The organism is Pontibacillus yanchengensis (assembly GCF_009856295.1).
In the GTDB taxonomy this organism is placed as follows: Bacteria; Bacillota; Bacilli; order Bacillales; family BH030062; genus Pontibacillus; species Pontibacillus yanchengensis_A.
Map to the genome: position 1 here is coordinate 448754 of NZ_WMEU01000002.1, position 19279 is coordinate 468032.

Here is a 19279-nt window from a genome sequence, read left to right on the forward strand (position 1 = left end):
GGAGGAATAAAGAAATGATGTTAAAAAAACAAACGGTTTGGCTATTAACGATGTTAAGTTTAATGATTGTGCTTAGTGTGTATTACATGACGTCCCCATCGGAAGATCAAGTAGCATTACTGTATGATGAGGAAGAGAAGAATGAGGAGGAAGCAGCCTCTGAAGGGACCAATTCAGAAGGCACTATGTCTGAAGATGGAGTTGTAGAAACAAAAGGTGAAGAAAAAGGAAATGTCACATCAAGTGTGGCAAGTGATGAAATCTTTACAGCAATGCGTATGCAAATCGAAGATAGTAGATCTAAAACAAAAGAAGAGCTAAAAGACATTATGGCATCAGGTCAAATGTCAGCTTCTGAAGTTGAATCTGTCGTAAGTGAAATTCGTCAACTAGAGGAGCTAAGCACGAAAGAAAAAATACTTGAGCAATCCATCCAAGCAAAAGCTGAATATCCAGATGTCCTAGTGCGAGCTGAAGAAAGTAAAGTTTATGTTACTGTAAAAGCGAATGAACTTTCAAATAGCGAAACCGTTCAAATTATGGATATGGTCCAAGAGGAATTTGGTAAACGTAATGTAGATGTTGAATTTCAACCATATGAACAGTAGAATGGAAATGATTTGATAATAAGTAGTTTAGAAGCCTGGCACAATAAATGTGCCAGGCTTCTTTGTTATAATAAATTTAAAGAATAAACACTGTGACAGAATGGAGGATCATTGACGTTTCGAAAATGCTCTGTTTAGTATATGATAAAGGAGAAAACAAAAAAATGACGAATACTAAAGGTAACCGCTTTCTTAGAGGTTGAAGTTTATAATGCCTTTATCGTAAAATGTTAAGAGGTGTTATTAGTACCAGTTATTAATCGTACTTATATATAAAGGGGTGCACTAGCATGTTAAAAGTCCAAGAAATCCGTGAACTCATTAAATTAATTGATGAATCAAGCATTGATGAATTTACATATGAAAGTAACGGCACGACCGTATCAATGAAAAAGGAAAAAGGTGAGGTAGTAGAGCGACCAGTAATAGAAAAACAGACTGAACCAGCAGCACCGGCACAGCCTGTTGAAAAAACGGAAGCACTAGCTACTACACCTGAGCCAGAAGTAAAAGAAGAGAAACAAGAAGCTGAATCTAAGAATTTTGATTATGAAATTGTATCTCCTATGGTTGGGACATTTTATGAAGCTGCTTCACCTGATGATGATCCTTATGTACAAGTGGGCGACAAAGTGAAGTCTGATTCGATTGTATGTATTGTCGAAGCAATGAAGCTCTTTAATGAAATTGAAGCAGAAACATCAGGCGAAGTTGTTGAAATTTTAGTCGAGAATGGCCAACTCGTAGAGTATGGTCAACCATTATTCCGAGTTAAATCCGAGTAAGGGGTTGGAAACGTGATTAAGAAACTCTTAGTGGCAAATAGAGGAGAAATTGCTGTCCGCGTTATTCGTGCATGTAAAGAAATGGATATCGAGACTGTTGCTGTATATTCTGAAGCGGACAAAGAATCTCTTCATGTACAGCTTGCTGATGAGGCGTATTGTATTGGACCCACAGCAAGTAGTGAAAGTTATTTAAACTTTACAAATATTATGAGTGTAGCAAAATTAACAGAATCTGATGCAATACATCCGGGTTATGGTTTTCTTTCAGAGAACCCTGACTTTGCAGAATTATGTGATGAGTGCAACATTACTTTTGTTGGACCTAGTGCACAAGCCATTCGTAAAATGGGGACTAAGGATGTAGCACGTGAAACGATGAGAGAAGCGGGTGTGCCCGTCGTTCCTGGTTCTGAAGGACTCATCAAAGATGAAGATGATGCGAAGCAAATCGCTGAATCTATTGGCTATCCTGTTATCATTAAAGCAACAGCAGGTGGCGGTGGAAAAGGGATTCGTGTAGCTAGGACAGAAGAGGATTTAATCAAAGGCATTCGCGTAACGAAGCAAGAAGCAGAAACTGCTTTTGGAAATCCAGGTTTATATATTGAGAAATTTATAGAAGATTTTCGACATATTGAAATTCAAATTATGGCCGATAAGCACGGGAATGTTATTCACTTAGGAGAACGAGATTGTACTATTCAACGTAGGCTGCAAAAACTAATTGAAGAGACCCCTTCACCTGCTCTTGGACCAGATTTGCGAAAAGAAATGGGAGACGCTGCAGTTAAAGCAGCAAAAGCTGTAAACTATTCTGGTGCAGGTACAGTGGAATTCATTTTTGATAAAAAGAATGAACGTTTCTATTTTATGGAAATGAATACACGTATTCAGGTGGAACATCCGGTAACAGAAATGGTAACTGGCGTAGATTTAATTAAAGAAATGATTCATGTAGCAAATAACTATGAATTGACATATACCCAAGATGAAATTACGTTTGAAGGTTGGTCTATGGAATGTAGGGTCAACGCCGAGAACCCATTCAAACAATTTATGCCATCGCCAGGTAGAATTGAGATGTATTTACCTCCAGGTGGTTTTGGTGTTCGTGTTGATTCGGCTGCTTACCCAGGTTGGATGATACCACCGTATTATGATTCCATGATTGCTAAGCTGATTACGTATGGTAATACAAGAGAAGAGGCAATGGATCGAATGAAACGTGCATTAGATGAATTTGTTATTGAAGGTGTACACACCACCATTCCATTTCACTATCGTATGATGTCTCATGAAGTCTTTAGAGACGGTGATTTTAATACAAAATTCCTTGAAAATTATTCTATAATGGAAGAGGAGTAACCAAAAGGAGTGACCAAAGTGAGTGAACATTTATTAAACGTTGGGGAAGGCTCCACACTAGGTGAAGTTGAAATTGCACCAGAGGTGATTGAGGTCATTGCAGGAATTGCTGCTTCTGAAGTAGCAGGTGTAGCATCAATGCGTGGTAACTTTGCATCTGGTGTTGCAGAACGCCTTGGAAAGATTGATCATGGTAAAGGAATTAAAGTCGAACTTAGTGAAGAAGGTATTATTATTGATATTTATGTTGTTATGGACTTTGGTATCTCAATCCCTAAAACAGCACAAAAAATCCAAGATAATACTCGCCAAGCACTTCGTAACATGACTGCTTTAGAGATTAAAGAAATTAATGTTCATATTGTAGGTATTCAGATGGAAGGTAAAGACGAACCTACAGAAGAAGAGTTACAGGAAGAAAAGGAAGAATAATGTTATTTGAAACCATGGAGGAACATATTCCTTCATGGTTTTTTAGTGGTTTTCTTAGATATTGACTTTTTAATATTAATTCCTAATGTTAATCCTCAACCACTCTAACTTCGCAATGTTTCCGTTTCTCCCAACATCGTAGGAGGTGGCCGTGGAACAAGGAGAATACCGCCAGCTCGCCGCAGGACGCGAGTTGTTCCACGGCCACCTTTATTCTAACTAAATCTACGGAAACATCCCTGTTTATTTTAAATAAGCCTTTGTAATAATTGTTGTTGAAGGTAATTGCTAAAACTTAAAATTGCACTTATTATTGCATTTACGGAACAAAGCTCTTGTACTTTTCTTTATAGCTTTTCTTTTGGTAAAATGTTATCATCTTTACGGAAACACACGTTAAAGGAGAATGGATATGAATCGTCATACAGCAAGAGAGAAAGCTTTTCAGGCAATTTTTCAGATGGATATTAATGAGATGTCTGCTGATGAGGCCATACAGAATGTCATGGAGGATGAGGATCAGCCTGTACATGATGCGTTTGTGAATCAATTGGTATATGGAGTTTATGAGAACAAAGAAGTAATAGATCAGAAAATATCGGATAACTTAGAGAAATGGTCCTTCAACCGAATTGCGTCTGTAGAGAAGACTTTACTACGTATGGCGGTATATGAAATAGATTATGTAGAAGATATTCCAATGAAGGTAACATTAAATGAAGCCATTGAATTAGCAAAAGTATTTGGAGATGACAAATCTGGTAGCTTTATTAATGGTGTTCTTAAAAAAATGATTGACTAAATTTAGGGGGATTTAAAAATGTCTGCTGAAGTTATTTACGGAAGAGAGCTGGCAAATGATTTACGTGAGAGAATGAGACAAGAAGTATCACAGCTAAGTGAACAAGGTGTACATCCTAATTTAACTGTCATTATCGTAGGGGAAGACCCTGCTTCGTTATCTTATGTTCGTGGTAAAGAACGTGCTTCTCAGAAGATAGGAATGCAATCAAACCTTATGGAGCTCCCGGAGAGTACTTCGCATCAAGAACTATTGAATCTTGTGGACTCATTAAATCATGACCAAGAAGTGCACGGTATTTTAGTACAATTACCTCTTCCTAGCCATATTAATGAAGATGAAGTAATAGAGGCCATTTCCCCCGGAAAAGATGTTGATGGCTTTCATCCAATCAACATTGGCCGAATGATGGCAGGTAAAGAAACCTTCCTTCCTTGTACACCTCTAGGTATATTAACAATGTTAGATGAAAAAGGAATAGAAATAGAAGGTAAACACGCTGTTGTATTAGGTAGAAGTCGCATTGTAGGAAAGCCTATTGGTCAAATGCTTTTGAATCGAAATGCCACGGTTACATACTGTCATTCGAAAACGAAACAAGTAGCTGATATCTTGAGACAAGCTGATATCTTAATTGTAGCTGTTGGAAAACCTTCCTTTATTCAAGCTGATCAAATTAAAGAAGGTGCCGTCGTAATTGATGTAGGTGTGAACCGACTGGAGGATGGAACGCTCACGGGTGACGTTGATTTTGAATCTGCCCTAGAAAAGGCATCGTATCTAACTCCTGTCCCTAGAGGAGTAGGACCTATGACTATAACGATGCTTTTGCATAATACCATCAAAGCCGCGAAACAAATTCATAATGTAGAGTAAAGGAGTTCTGATTGTGCAGGACCGTTATTTGACAGTATCGGCTTTAACGAAATACATTAAGCGGAAATTTGAATCAGATCCACATTTAACACAGGTTTGGTTGAAGGGTGAGATATCAAATTTTAAACATCATAGTCGTGGACATATGTATTTAACAATTAAAGATAACAAATCTCGAGTTAATGCAGTTATGTTTGCAGGAAATAACCGTTCGTTACAATTCACCCCTGAAAACGGTATGAATGTGTTAATACGTGGGGAAATTGGGGTTTATGAACCAGTAGGTCAGTACCAGCTTTATATAAAGCAAATGGAGCCTGATGGTTTAGGTGCTCTGTACTTAGCTTATGAGGAATTGAAGAAAAAGTTATCTGGTGAAGGGCTATTTAATGAAGAGCGAAAAAAATCTTTACCATTGTACCCCAAATCGATCGCCGTTATTACATCTCCAACAGGTGCGGCGGTTCGTGACATCCTAACGACTCTCCAAAGGCGATATCCAATCGCTAATGTTTCTGTCTTTCCTGTTTTAGTACAAGGACAGAACGCAGCCGAATCTATAGTAAAAGCGTTAGAAAAAGTGAACAGTCTTGATAGACATGATGTTATAATAGCAGGTCGTGGTGGTGGATCGATTGAAGAGCTTTGGGCATTCAATGAAGAAATCGTTGCACGAGCTATTAGTACTTCCTCAATACCTGTTATTTCAGCAGTAGGACATGAAACTGATTTCACTATTAGTGACTTTGTAGCTGATTATCGTGCGCCTACGCCAACTGGCGCAGCTGAAGTTGCAGTACCATCCCAATCAGAAATATCTAATAATATACATACGCTGCATAGAAGAATGCAAAGGGCAATTGATATGCATGTATCCCAACGTAAGGATCAACTCACACGAGTGAATAAATCTTATGCATTTCGTTACCCTGAACAAATGCTTCGTCAAAAAGAGCAGGAATTAGATCGGCTAATGGAGCAATTTCAAAAATCCAAGCAGAGTGCCATAGATGCTAAGAAAGATCACTTTAGTAGTGTGTTCAATCGTTTGAAACAACAACATCCTGAAATGGCTAGCAAGAGAGGAAAACAGGAATTAGAGGTAGCCACAAAGCGCTTGCAAAGAGGAATGCAACAACAAACGCAATCTAAAGCAAACGTATATAATCAATTATTAAATAAATTAACTCTTTTAAATCCACTTGAAATCATGAAGCGAGGCTTTGCTTTGCCTTTTAATGAACAAGGTGATGTAGTTAAATCGATTAAGGATGTACAACCTGGAGACGCATTGCAAGTGAAAGTGAATGATGGTGTTTTAGATTGTCAAGTATGGGGTATGGAAGAGGAGGATAAGTATGAGTGAAAATAATGAGCAAGTAGAAGAAGTGAGTTTTGAAGACGCTATGAAAAAGCTCGAAAATATAGTGGAGAAGCTGGAAGAAGGCGATGTACCATTAGAAAAAGCTATTACGTATTACCAGGAAGGCATGAAGCTTTCAAAATTATGTAATGATAAGCTTGTAAATGTAGAAAAGCAGATGCAGGAAATTATGAATGAACAAGGCGAATTCGAATCATTTTCTGTCCAGGAGGAAGAATAACGTGACGCAAGCTTTACAAACGTATATGAAGGACAAGGTTGAACTAATTAATCAACAATTAGAGCAATTCATATATGCTATGCAAATTCCTGAACGCCTTCAAGACTCTATATTGTATTCCTTACGAGCAGGTGGAAAGCGAATCCGTCCAATACTAATGCTTGCTGCGAGTGAGGCTTATGGAGGTCAGGATAATCGAGCAATTTCTGTTGCTTGCGCCGTAGAGATGATTCACACGTACTCTTTAATTCATGATGATTTGCCTGCGATGGATGATGATGATACTCGCCGTGGACAGCCAACGAACCATAGACAATATGATGAAGCAACAGCCATTTTAGCTGGAGACGGTTTGTTAACAACAGCATTTTATAGCATTACTAATAATGAGAGGTTGACTGATTCAGAAAAAGCTTATTTAGTTAAAGAGCTGGCTAAAGCGAGTGGCCCTGAAGGTATGGTAGCAGGACAGATGTTAGATATGGAAGGAGAGAATCGCACATTAACTTTAGAGGAACTAGAGGCAATTCATCGTAGGAAAACAGGTGAATTATTACGATTCTCTGCTGTAGCAGGCGCTTTTATTGGAGGAGCGAATGCACAACAATTAGAAGAAATCGAAACGTATGCCAATTATCTTGGACTGTTGTTTCAAATTCAAGATGATATCCTCGATGTTATTGGTGATGAACAACATATCGGTAAACCTGTTGGAAGTGATCAAACAAACCAAAAAAGTACATATCCTCAACTTCTAGGTCTTCAAGGGGCTTTAGAGCAAAAGGAACACTATGCTCTGAAAGCAAAGCAGTCTCTACAAAAAGCAGGTGTAGATAGTAGCTATCTGGAGGATATCATTGACTATATTAGTAATAGATACAAATAAATAAGTGCATATGCTGATTGAGTAAATCTAGATAATATGATATATTTATATTACAAATCAGGATGGTGCAGTATTCTAGTCGGCCCTCTGATTCTGAAGGCGGGCCTAAAAATCCGCCAAAGGGCACATCGATGAAGTTCCTTGTGTTGGCTTGAGGCGCCCAGCCTTGGGTCGATGCTGGGAGTTAAGGTTGCGGGGCGATCCACAATGGCATGTGGGCGTTGACCCTGCTTCCGCGGAGGCCCAATATCGTAGGAGGCTGTTCTCATACGTCTGCTATGAATTGGGGTATGAACCTGTGAGGTTGTTTTTGGGAAGATAATCCACAGCGTAGCCTGCCTTGAGTGGCACTGAGGGGATTATGGTTCATAAACATTCATCTATATGGCCAATAGATGGATGTTTACACCGCCATATGAAATCAGCGCTGCAAAAGAGGCTAGGGATCGGTCAAAGGCTGTCGAGGAAATCTCCTAGACTGTTCTGATGGACACCTAAGAGGGATTATAGTGCGGACTAAGTGGCAATCCAGTCTAGTTTCTGGTGACGGAGCTAAGGCAGATTTAAAGGGGAACCGCCGTTGTGGCAACACTCGGTATCTGCTTGGGAAAACCTACTGGACCTAAGCCGCAGTTTTAATCTTTTAGGTGACCATCCTGAAATACATAACGAAAAAATTCTTATTTGAAATGAATATAGAGGTTTATCTAATGAAAACACAGTTCAAGAAATCGATAAAATTTAGTTTAGGTATTGCCGTTATCACGTTCGTGTTAGCGGCTATTTTTTCAATTTTTTCAACTTACCTTTTAGACGATGTTTATTATCTAATTGGAATTGTAATTGTTTTTACAATTGTATTTATCGGAGTGATATCTGATATGCTAGGAATTGCTGCTACAGCAGCAGATGAAGTTCCATTCCACGCAATGGCAGCTGAAAAAGTAAACGGTTCCAAACAAGCTATTAATATTGTGAGAAATGCTGATCGGTTCGCTAGTTTTTGTAACGATGTTATTGGAGATATTGCAGGAGTTATTAGTGGAACGGCTTCAGCCATAGTTGTACTACGTATTACTTTTATGCTTGGACAATCCGATGGCTCTACATTACAATTCGTGATTTCCGTCATATTTACAAGTATTGTTGCAGCTATGACGGTAGGTGGCAAAGCGTTAGGGAAATACTTTGCAATTCACAACTCTACAAGTATTATATTCTTTGCAGCTCGTGTCATATCTCTGATTGAGCGGAAATTAAAGGTAACCATTCTTCCTGTGGAGAAAAAGACCTCCAGAAATTCTCGATGAAGGCGAGTGAATCAAATGGATTTAGAACGAATTGAAGATCCAACATTTCTGAAAAACTATTCAAACGAAGAGTTAGAAAACTTAGCAGCATCTATAAGAACATTTTTAATTGAAAAATTGTCCGTTACGGGTGGTCATCTTGGTGCGAATCTTGGGGTTGTAGAGCTAACATTGGCTCTACATAAAGTGTTTGATAGCCCTACAGATAAGCTGCTTTTTGATGTGGGACATCAGTCTTATATTCATAAAATACTTACTGGACGGACAAGCCAATTTGACACGTTAAGACAGTATAAAGGTCTGTGTGGTTTCCCAAAGCGCAACGAGAGTGAGCATGATGTTTGGGAAACTGGTCATAGTTCAACTTCCTTATCTGCAGCGATGGGTATGGCAATTGCTCGTGATATGAAAGGGGAAGACCACTCCATCTTGCCTATCATTGGTGATGGTGCATTAACAGGTGGTATGGCGCTAGAAGCTCTTAATCATATTGGTGACGAAAAGAAAAACATCATTGTGATCCTAAATGATAATGAAATGTCGATTGCTCATAATGTTGGTGCACTTCACAATGTCCTCGGTCGGATGCGTAGTGCAAGTAAATACCATTGGGTAAAAGATGAAATGGAATGGCTTCTGAAACGCATTCCAGCTGTAGGTGGAAAATTAGCAACAGCAGCAGAACGGGTAAAGGATACAATGAAGTACTTTATGGTACCAGGTATGTTCTTTGAAGAATTAGGCTTTACTTATTATGGACCAGTGGATGGCCATAATTTCGAGGATCTACTAGAAAACCTTCAGTATGCCAAGAAAACAGAAGGACCAGTATTAATTCATATGATGACCCAAAAAGGAAAAGGTTATCATGCAGCTGAAAATGATCAAAAAGATAAATGGCATGGAGTAGGACCTTATAAAATCGAGTCAGGGGAGAAAATCAAACCGACAGATGCCCCGCCTGCTTGGAGTGAAGTCATTAGTGAGACTGTCCGCAAGAAAGCGAGAACCGATAATCGAATTGCTGTTATTACTCCAGCGATGATTCTTGGTTCTAAGCTTGAAAAATTCGGAGAGGAATTCCCTGATCGTTTATTTGATGTGGGGATTGCAGAACAACATGCTACTACCTTATCTGCTGGTTTAGCAACGCAAGGTATGAAACCTTTCTTAGCGATTTACTCAACCTTTTTACAGCGTGCCTATGACCAATTGATTCACGATGTTTGCCGACAAAATTTAAATGTTACATTTGGGGTTGATCGTGCAGGGTTAGTTGGTGCTGATGGGGAGACGCATCAAGGTGTATTTGACGTATCTTTCCTTCGAGCACTGCCTAATATGGTTTTAATGATGGCGAAGGATGAAAATGAAGGTCAGCATTTAGTTCATACAGCACTAGAATACAATGATGGGCCTGTTGCCATTCGTTACGCACGAGGAAATGGACTTGGTGTTCCTATGGATGAAGAACTTAAGACAATTCCTATTGGTTCTTGGGAAGTATTAAAAGAAGGATCACAAGTCGCTATCCTCACGTTTGGTACAACCATTTCCATGGCATTAGAAGCGAGTAAGCAATTAGAAAAGCAAGGAATATCTGCTAAAGTTATCAATGCAAGATTTATTAAACCAATGGACGAATCAATGTTACACGACTTAATGCGTCAAGGTATGCCAATATTAACGATTGAGGAAGCCATATTAAAAGGTGGATTTGGTAGTGGTGTTCTTGAATTTGCTGAGGAACAAGAATATTATGATCAAGCCATTGACCGAATGGGAATACCTGATAAGTATATTGAGCATGGAAGTGTGCCAGAGTTATATGAAGAGATTGGACTTACTAAACAAGAAATTCAAAACAAAGTGAAAAATTTACTACCTGAAAAAAAGCAAAGGGCTTGAGGACGAATGCCAAAGAAAGTTAGATTAGATACTCTTCTCGTAGAACGAGGACTCGTGGAAACAAGAGAGAAAGCTAAGCGAACCATAATGGCTGGCTTAGTTTTTTCTGAAAATATGAAGATGGACAAACCTGGAGTAAAAGTTGATGAAGAACTCCCTTTACATGTTAAGGGAAAAGCAATACCTTATGTGAGTCGGGGCGGACTAAAGTTAGAGAAAGCCATTCACACTTTTCAACTTAATGTAAAGGATAAAATATTAATTGATATAGGATCATCAACGGGTGGTTTTACAGATTGTGCTCTTCAAAATGGTGCAAAAAAGAGTTACGCTATCGATGTAGGCTACAATCAGCTAGACTGGAAGCTCCGTAATGATGAGAGGGTTATTGTCATGGAAAGAACCAATTTCCGTTACGTAACCGCAGAAGACCTAAAAGAAGGAGCTCCTAACCTTGCATCCATAGATGTTTCCTTTATATCTTTAAAATTAATTCTCCCTGTTTTAGCTACTTTACTGGAAAAGGACGGCGATGTTGTTACATTGATAAAGCCTCAGTTCGAAGCCGGAAGGGAACAAGTAGGTAAGAAGGGGATTATTAGAGATGCCAAAGTGCATAAGCAAGTGTTGCAGGATATTTTACAATTTGCAGTCTCCAAAGGTTATGTAGTTGAAAATATTACATATTCCCCCATCACAGGAGGAGATGGAAATATAGAATTCTTAGCGCATTTACGTATGAGTACAACTGGAGAAGGGATGTTCCAGCCAAACGTAGAAGTAGAACGTGTGGTACAGGAAGCTCATAATGCTCATTAAGGATATAGGAGTTGAACAAATTGGAGCTACATTTGTGGCTCCTTTTTTCAAGAATAAAGAAATGTAAGTCTTTTGCCTATCTTTAAAAACCGTCACTTTTTTATCAGGGGAAACAGGGCTGAAATGAGGGAGATAAATATGAATAAGGGACAACGACATATAAAAATTAGAGAACTTATTGCTGAGAATGATATTGATACTCAAGATGAGCTTGTTGATCGCCTGAAAAACTTAGGTTATAACGTAACTCAGGCTACAGTATCACGTGATATCAAAGAGCTACACTTAGTAAAAGTTCCTACTGTTGAGGGGCGCTATAAATATAGTTTGCCCGCTGACCAGCGATTTAATCCTTTTGAAAAATTGAAGCGACTTATGATTGATGCGTTTGTACGCATTGATACAGCAGGCCATTTTATTGTAATGAAAACTCTTCCTGGTAACGCCAACGCTATTGGTGCATTAGTTGACAACCTGGATTGGGATGAAATTCTCGGAACAATTTGTGGCGATGATACGTGTCTTATTATTTGTCGTTCTGAGCAGGATAGTCTGGATATTCGTGATCGCTTTCTAGATATGCTGTAAACACTACGAAAAGTTGAGGTGCTAGCTTGTGTTAGCTGAATTATCCATTAAGGATTTTGCTATAATAGATGAAGTGTCCATAACGTTTCGTGAGGGATTAACTGTATTAACAGGTGAAACTGGAGCAGGTAAATCAATCATCATTGATGCAATTCAATTGCTGACTGGAGGAAGAGGTTCTGCTGAGTTTGTTCGTTATGGCACAAAGAAAGCTGAAATTGAAGGACTGTTTTTCTTAGAGGACCATCAACATAGTGCTTATGAAAAAGCAGAGACGTTTGGTGTAGAAATATCAGAAGATGGAATGCTCGTTTTAAATCGTACCATTAGTGCTAATGGGAAGAGTATCTGTCGAGTTAACGGTAAGTTAGTGACATTAGCTATACTTCGGGAGTTTGGGCAAACGCTTATTGATATACATACTCAGCATGAAACTCAATCCTTAATGGATGTAGATCGCCATATTGAGTTATTGGATTTATACGATCGACAAACCATCTTGCAAGCCAAGGAAGATTATCGAAAGCTATATAAACAATTTGAATCATTAAAAAAGCGACATAAAGAATTAAGTGAAAATGAGCAAGAAATGGCCCAGCGACTTGATTTGCTTGAATTTCAATATAATGAACTTCAAGAGGCGAATCTTTCTCCAGGAGAAGATGAGCAATTAACGGAAGAACGAAATCGTATGGCCAATTATGAAAAGATATATAAAGGATTAAATGATGCCTATCATGCTTTACATGGTGAACAAAAAGCATTAGATTGGCTATCGCTAGCTCTATCTTCACTCGAAAATGCCAATGATTACGATGATGATATTGCATCCAAAGCAGAGGAGCTCTCCAATCATTATTACTTAGTGGAGGAACTATCTTATAGCCTTCGTACTCAATTAGAGGGATTAGAGTATAACGAAGAAGAACTTGATTCAATTGAATCTAGATTGAATGAAATCAATCGTTTAAAGAAAAAATATGGCCAATCCGTAGATGAAATCTTAGAGTATGCAGCAAAAATTGAAGATGAGATTGATCAAATCAAATATAAAGACACCCACGTAGAGAAATTAGAACAAGAGTTAAAAGAAAAAGGAGAAGATGTTGCATTAGAAGCTAAACATCTTCATGACATTCGAGCTAAGGCTGCGGAGAACTTGAAAGACGATATCCACCATGAATTAAAGGATCTTTATTTAGAAAAAGCAGCCTTTAGTGTTGATTTTTCCAAAACAAATGGCAATGCGAACGATCCATTAGTGAATGGTCATCCGATAAAAATGGGGAAAAATGGATACGATTTAGTTAAGTTTTTGATTACAACTAATCCGGGAGAACCACTGAAGGATATTCACAAAGTAGCCAGTGGTGGTGAATTATCCAGAATCATGCTAGCTCTAAAACGCACATTTTCTCAGCACCAAGGTGTAACTTCTGTGATTTTTGACGAAGTTGATACAGGTGTGAGTGGTCGTGTTGCACAAGCAATCGCGGAGAAAATTCATGGAATTTCCTCTTCTTCTCAAGTATTGTGTATTTCCCATTTACCACAGGTAGCCGCAATGGCTGATACACATCTGTATATTAAAAAAGATGTACAAGATGATCGAACCAAGACTATTGTAGACGAACTGTCTGAGCCAAGTAAAATTGAAGAGCTTGGAAGAATGATAAGTGGAGCAGAAATGACAGAAACTACGAAGATTCATGCAAAAGAGCTCTTAGACTTAGCTGAAAAGTACAAACATCAATCTGCTTAAAAGCTGCCTACTTTGGCAGCTTTTTTTTATCAGTAAAGTATATAAGTTGGTTGCTCTTACAACATGTCTACCTAAAAAGCCTAGAACCTTGAAATCACTTGCTCATTTTATATGTGTTCATATCTTTACCAATGTACAAATTACCCCATTTATCCTGATAGAAGTCCATTATTGCTGACTAAAAACATTAAAGGAAATGTTACCTTGTTTTTCTCAAGTTTGCAGTGTTTAAAACCGTCACATTAAGGTCACATTATGAATACAGACAAAGAAATAATTAAGAAATGGGTTAGGAGCGAGGAGAGTGAACTACTTGAAAGCAATAGATATAGGTCGCAAAATCATAGGACTCCTGCTCCTGATAGTTGTTGTAAGTGCTCCATTTTCACAACCAATTCAAACCTATTTATCAGTACCAAATGACATTACAATGTTTCAACATCAGTCTCAAGCACTCCCAACATTGGGCTCAAATTCAGTAAAAGTTAAAGCTGGAGATGAGATTATAAATGAAGAAGCAAATGCTCTTATAGGGAATGAAGCTGGACAAAGTTCCGTGATGTATGAGATGGCAGGACTCCCAATAAAAAAAGTTAACGTAAATGTTCTGGAAGATTTTAGAGTTATTCCAGGTGGTCAATCAATAGGCGTTAAGCTTCATACGTTGGGTGTATTGGTTGTAGGTCATCATTTAGTGGAAACCTCTTCAGGTAAAGTTTCCCCGGGTGAGGATGCTGATATTAAAATAGGTGATATTTTATTGAAGATAAATGGGCAAGAAATTAAACAAATGAGTGATGTAGCTCCATTTGTAGAAAAAGCAGGAAAGAATAAAGATGCACTAAAGGTAACAATGAAACGAAATGAAGAAACTTTTGAAACCTCCTTGACTCCACATTATGACGAAAAAGACAAAAAGTATCGTATAGGTTTGTATATTCGTGATTCTGCTGCTGGTATAGGGACGATGACGTTTTATCATCCCGATTCCAAAAAGTATGGTGCGTTAGGTCATGTGATTTCAGACATGGACACAAAGAAGCCAATCGAAATTCATGAAGGTACCATTGTGCGATCGAATGTTACGTCTATCGATAAAGGAAGTAATGGAGTGCCAGGAGAAAAGCACGCCAGATTCACGGCTCAAAAAGAACGCATTGGAACAATTACACGCAATAGTCCTTTTGGAATTTTTGGTCAGCTTGATAAGCAAATTGAAAATGGTTTAATGGATAAGCCTATGCCAATTGCACTTTCACACCAAGTGAAAGAAGGACCAGCAAAAATTCTTACGGTAGTAAAAGGTGAAGATGTTAAGTCATTTGATGTTGAAATCGTTAGTACTGTTCCTCAGAAATTTCCTGCTACGAAAGGTATGATTATCAAAATAACTGATCCGGAGCTATTGAAGTTAACTGGGGGTATTGTTCAAGGGATGAGTGGAAGTCCGATTATCCAAGATGGAAAAGTAATAGGGGCTGTCACTCATGTATTTGTAAATGATCCAACATCAGGTTATGGCGTCCATATTGAATGGATGCTACATGAAGCAGGAATTGATATATACAACAAACAAAAACAAAAAGCGAGTTAAAGGCAGGTAAAATCCCCTGTCTTTTTCTTTTTGCCAACATTTCTGTTCTTACATACAATTTTATGCAAATAGTAAGAAAGTTCTTCCATGTTCTCTTTTGTTCTCATTGCCATTCTTATCCAACGTGTTATAATAAAACTGATAATACAGATAAAGATTTTTCGACAAAACCATTTTCGGTCATGAGGAAAATGTGTTTTTTTATCGAATTAGCACGAAAATAGAAGGAAATCAAAGTATCTGCGAAAAAAATTAATATTTTCTAATGAAAAAGAGGATATTCAAAACTTGTGTCGAAATTTTCTTATGTGGGAAAAACGGGAGTATTTCATTAAGGAGGAACGTTTGTGGAAAAGATAAAAGTTTGTTTAGCCGATGATAATAGGGAATTAGTAAATATGTTAGAGGATTATTTTGATGAACAGTCAGATATTGAGGTCATAGGTGCGTCTTATAATGGTCAAGAATGCCTAGATATGCTTGAAGATATGGAGCCTGATGTACTTGTATTGGATATTATCATGCCTCATGTAGATGGATTAGCTGTACTAAGTCGAATGAAGGAATTAGGTAAATCAAAATTGCCTAACGTAATTATGTTGACAGCATTTGGTCAAGAAGAAGTAACCAAAAAAGCAGTTGATTTAGGTGCTTCTTATTTCATTCTTAAACCGTTTGATTTAGACAATTTAAGTGATCATATTCGCCAAGTTCATGGTCTTAAGCCAAACTTTGATAGCCGTAATCGTTCACAAAGAGAACGTAGACCTGAGAAAAAACCTAATTTAGACGCAAGTATCACAAATGTCATACATGAAATTGGTGTACCTGCACATATTAAAGGATATATGTATCTTCGTGAAGCTATCTCTATGGTATATAACGATATTGAATTATTAGGTTCCATTACAAAAGTCCTTTACCCTGACATCGCTAAAAAATACAATACTACTGCATCTAGAGTGGAGCGTGCCATTCGTCATGCTATTGAAGTAGCCTGGAGTCGTGGCAACATCGATTCCATTTCATCCCTATTCGGTTACACAGTTTCCATGACAAAAGCGAAGCCTACCAACTCTGAGTTTATTGCCATGGTAGCAGATAAGCTTCGTTTGGAACATATGGCCGTGTAGAGTGAATTAAAAATTCTCATGATCTTATATTGAACTTATATTATGTTTTCACTGGCTACAAACTTGCATCTTTTCCAAAATATAACATGCCAGTGCTTCATGTAAGCCTCTTATCTATTGTGTGTATGATTCATTCAATTCACGCATTAGCTAAGAGGTTTTATTTTTTGGTTAGTGAGTTAATTTAAAAACAACTATTTAGAGATATAGGTACTTTGTAAAGGGGATGAAGCGTTGGTATGTTTCGTTTCCGTTCCGTAAGCGAAAAGCTTATTTTTCTGAGTGAATTCGGGTAATCGTTTTTATCATGTCCTATCACTACAAATAAAAAGAACATGAACAAATGCATTATTCACGTTCTTTACTAAGTACTATTAATGTTTATGGTTACTGTTATCATAATTAAATTAGACTCCGTTCTAATGTAGGGATTCTTTGGGAGGGAATTATTCCTTTTTTTGTTTGTCAAACATACGACTAAGACTGAACCAATGTCCCTTTGGTGCATCTTGGGAGGAAGATACTTCTTTTAGTGACTGAATGGTGTCATTCATTTCATTTTCAAAAGATGTTAGTCGCTCTTCATCGAAACGTCTGAGTTCATTTTTTAATTGACGAATCTCGTATAAAAGATGTTCGTTGAATTGTTTTTGCTGTTCATTCTCACGAAGTTGTAATATCAGCAATCTTTTTATTTCTTTTATATCTTCTTTCACTTCATTAGTTTGAGCTTCCGTAGATGTATGGTTAATGACTTCTGGACCTCTTAGTCTCGCGTTAATATCTTCCCTTTTTAATCCATCATTATAAAGTTGTCTTATCCTTTTAAGCTTCTCTATATCTGCAGCATTTAATTTGTTTTGTCTACCAACTTTCTTTACTTCTATAAACTCTTCATGGTTGATCATATATCTCTTTAGAGTTGCTTTAGGTATTCCTGTACTCTCCTGAACCTCTGTTAAACCAAGAAATGTATTGTTTTCTTCCTCGTGATGCATTAAATCTCCCCCTTTTTAAATAACTGCTCAATTAAATAATTCGACACATCTATATTCAATTTCCTGCTTTTTTTTAGTTGTATTATGTAAAATTTTAGATATTTAGGTCATGATAAAATTCTTTAGCCATATAACGTGGTAACGAATTAAAAAATTCTTATAAAAAAGTCTTACAACATTGGATTATTCATGATAAGATTATGAATTATATGAAAAGTACAAGAAGTGGTGATCATAATGAAAGTGGCAAAATTTGGAGGTAGTTCAGTTGCAAGTGCAGCTCAACTACAAAAAGTAGCAAATATTATTATATCTGATTCTAATCGTAAATTCGTCGTCGTTTCTGCTCCTGGTAAACGTCACTCAGGAGATCAAAAAGTAACGGATTTATTAATTGAATTAGGGGAGCGTAGTGAGCACAAGGAGGATTTCTCTTCCGTTTTGGAAGCTTTGCTTACTCGCTTTAATGAAATCTTAGAGGAATTGAACCTATCTAAGGAAATTGTTGATGAAGTGAAAGATAACTTACTATCTATTCTGCATGGAGAAACAGTCTTTACTCATCGTATGGATGCCTTAAAAGCGACAGGGGAAGATACCTTAGCAAAAATACTTAGTCAATATTTAAACTCACTAGGACATAAATCGACTTATGTTCACCCTAAAGAAGCAGGGATTATCGTAAGTGATGAACCTGGAAGAGCTCAAGTATTAGATGAAAGTTTTGATCATTTATATAAACTTCGTGGAAAAGAAGAAATCCAAGTAATCCCTGGTTTTTATGGATATACAAAAGACAATAAGTTAATGGCCTTTCCAAGAGGTGGCTCAGATATAACCGGTTCTATTGTTGCAGCTGGTGTGAAGGCTGATTTATATGAAAACTTTACGGATGTGGACTCGGTTTATTGTGTAAACCCAAAAATTGTTCATTCTCCACAAGAGATTAATGAATTAACGTATAAAGAGATGCGTGAACTTTCCTATGCTGGTTTTTCTGTATTCCATGATGAAGCACTCATTCCTGCTTTTAAGGCGAAGATTCCTGTATCCATCAAGAATACCAACCATCCAGAGAAAAAAGGAACAATGATATCAGCAACAAGAGATATAACTAACGGTCCAGTAGTTGGGATAGCTAGTGATAATGGCTTTATTAGTATTTATGTTAGTAAATATCTAATGAACCGTGAGAAAGGTTTTGGCCGTCACTTATTGCAAATTTTAGAAGAAGAGGATATTTCCTTTGAACATGCACCATCTGGAATTGATGATATGTCCGTCATACTAAGAGAGAATCAGTTGACTCCAGAGAAAGAAAAAATAGTCATCCAGCGAATCAAGCAAGAACTAAAAGTGGATACAGTGACGATTGATCGTGACTTAGCTATGATTATGATTGTGGGGGAAGGCATGAATAGTACGATTGGTGTTACAAGTAAAGCATCCACAGCCTTCTCTGATGCAGGTGTTAATATTGAAATGATTAACCAAGGATCATCAGAAGTGTCCATGATGTTTGGTGTGAAAGCAGAAAGGTTAGAACCAGCTGTTCAATCGTTATATAAAGCATTTTTTGAAACGAAATAAAGAAAAGCACAAGTGCCCGTCTAGCACGTACAAACTACTGCCCGCAATGTTGCTGCACGATGCAGCGGTCTTAATCGAACCTCCATCATCCCAGAACCTTTTCTAAAGCCTTAGGAGATAAAGGAAACACGAAGAACGAAGTGATTCAATGTTGACTTATCGTAAGGAGGAGGAAGTTTGCTAGTCGCTGGGCACTGGAGCTAGACACGTAAGCGC

General features: G+C 37.7%; 18 protein-coding genes. 17 read left to right on the forward strand and 1 reads right to left on the reverse strand.

What is annotated here, in order from left to right; genetic code table 11:
* The first annotated feature begins 14 nt into the window (after nt 1-14).
* The 16 genes from GLW08_RS09430 (at nt 15) to spo0A (ending at nt 16475) form a co-directional block, all read left to right on the forward strand.
* Nucleotides 15-608, forward strand: a complete 594-nt coding sequence (locus GLW08_RS09430; protein WP_237458380.1) for a SpoIIIAH-like family protein — start codon at nt 15-17, stop codon at nt 606-608.
* Between the two features lie 290 nt (nt 609-898).
* Complete coding sequence (gene accB / locus GLW08_RS09435; RefSeq protein WP_160848372.1) at nt 899-1393, forward strand: acetyl-CoA carboxylase biotin carboxyl carrier protein; 495 nt, start codon at nt 899-901, stop codon at nt 1391-1393.
* A gap of 12 nt (nt 1394-1405) precedes the next feature.
* A complete protein-coding gene (gene accC, locus GLW08_RS09440; RefSeq protein WP_160848373.1) occupies nt 1406-2761 on the forward strand; it encodes an acetyl-CoA carboxylase biotin carboxylase subunit in 1356 nt (451 codons plus the stop codon).
* 18 nt (nt 2762-2779) lie between these two features.
* Entirely contained in the window at nt 2780-3193 is a 414-nt protein-coding gene (locus GLW08_RS09445) for an Asp23/Gls24 family envelope stress response protein (protein WP_160848374.1), read from the forward strand.
* Nucleotides 3194-3605: 412 nt separating this feature from the next.
* The gene (nusB, locus tag GLW08_RS09450; protein WP_160848375.1) at nt 3606-3995 is read left to right on the forward strand and encodes a transcription antitermination factor NusB; all 390 of its coding nucleotides are present in this window, start codon (nt 3606-3608) and stop codon (nt 3993-3995) included.
* A gap of 18 nt (nt 3996-4013) precedes the next feature.
* The gene (folD, locus tag GLW08_RS09455) at nt 4014-4871 is read left to right on the forward strand and encodes a bifunctional methylenetetrahydrofolate dehydrogenase/methenyltetrahydrofolate cyclohydrolase FolD (RefSeq protein WP_160848376.1); all 858 of its coding nucleotides are present in this window, start codon (nt 4014-4016) and stop codon (nt 4869-4871) included.
* A 10-nt stretch (nt 4872-4881) separates the two neighbouring features.
* Entirely contained in the window at nt 4882-6237 is a 1356-nt protein-coding gene (xseA, locus tag GLW08_RS09460) for an exodeoxyribonuclease VII large subunit (protein ID WP_160848517.1), read from the forward strand.
* Nucleotides 6230-6475 (forward strand): exodeoxyribonuclease VII small subunit, encoded by a 246-nt coding sequence (locus GLW08_RS09465; RefSeq protein WP_160848377.1) that lies wholly within the window; start codon nt 6230-6232, stop codon nt 6473-6475. The genes xseA and GLW08_RS09465 overlap by 8 nt, the downstream gene beginning before the upstream one ends.
* Before the next feature lies 1 nt (nt 6476).
* Complete coding sequence (locus tag GLW08_RS09470; protein ID WP_337193922.1) at nt 6477-7361, forward strand: polyprenyl synthetase family protein; 885 nt, start codon at nt 6477-6479, stop codon at nt 7359-7361.
* 710 nt (nt 7362-8071) lie between these two features.
* Nucleotides 8072-8671 carry a hypothetical protein gene (locus GLW08_RS09475; RefSeq protein WP_160848379.1) on the forward strand — a complete coding sequence of 200 codons (600 nt, stop codon included), beginning with the start codon at nt 8072-8074 and terminating at the stop codon, nt 8669-8671.
* A gap of 15 nt (nt 8672-8686) precedes the next feature.
* Nucleotides 8687-10579 carry a 1-deoxy-D-xylulose-5-phosphate synthase gene (gene dxs / locus GLW08_RS09480; protein ID WP_160848380.1) on the forward strand — a complete coding sequence of 631 codons (1893 nt, stop codon included), beginning with the start codon at nt 8687-8689 and terminating at the stop codon, nt 10577-10579.
* 6 nt (nt 10580-10585) lie between these two features.
* Nucleotides 10586-11398: a TlyA family RNA methyltransferase gene (locus tag GLW08_RS09485; RefSeq protein WP_160848381.1), complete on the forward strand. Its 813-nt coding sequence runs from the start codon at nt 10586-10588 to the stop codon at nt 11396-11398.
* A 138-nt stretch (nt 11399-11536) separates the two neighbouring features.
* Nucleotides 11537-11986: a transcriptional regulator AhrC/ArgR gene (ahrC, locus tag GLW08_RS09490; RefSeq protein ID WP_036824238.1), complete on the forward strand. Its 450-nt coding sequence runs from the start codon at nt 11537-11539 to the stop codon at nt 11984-11986.
* A gap of 28 nt (nt 11987-12014) precedes the next feature.
* Nucleotides 12015-13748, forward strand: coding sequence for a DNA repair protein RecN (gene recN, locus GLW08_RS09495; RefSeq protein WP_160848382.1), 1734 nt, complete (start codon nt 12015-12017; stop codon nt 13746-13748).
* A gap of 304 nt (nt 13749-14052) precedes the next feature.
* The gene (gene spoIVB / locus GLW08_RS09500) at nt 14053-15342 is read left to right on the forward strand and encodes a SpoIVB peptidase (RefSeq protein ID WP_423808611.1); all 1290 of its coding nucleotides are present in this window, start codon (nt 14053-14055) and stop codon (nt 15340-15342) included.
* Nucleotides 15343-15689: 347 nt separating this feature from the next.
* The gene (spo0A, locus tag GLW08_RS09505; protein ID WP_160848383.1) at nt 15690-16475 is read left to right on the forward strand and encodes a sporulation transcription factor Spo0A; all 786 of its coding nucleotides are present in this window, start codon (nt 15690-15692) and stop codon (nt 16473-16475) included.
* Nucleotides 16476-16921: 446 nt separating this feature from the next.
* On the opposite strand, the gene GLW08_RS09510 is transcribed toward spo0A, so the two are convergent.
* Complete coding sequence (locus GLW08_RS09510; RefSeq protein ID WP_160848384.1) at nt 16922-17473, reverse strand: MerR family transcriptional regulator; 552 nt, start codon at nt 17471-17473, stop codon at nt 16922-16924.
* Nucleotides 17474-17710: 237 nt separating this feature from the next.
* On the opposite strand from GLW08_RS09510, the gene GLW08_RS09515 reads away from it, so the two are divergent.
* The gene (locus GLW08_RS09515; RefSeq protein ID WP_160848385.1) at nt 17711-19063 is read left to right on the forward strand and encodes an aspartate kinase; all 1353 of its coding nucleotides are present in this window, start codon (nt 17711-17713) and stop codon (nt 19061-19063) included.
* Nucleotides 19064-19279 lie beyond the last annotated feature (216 nt).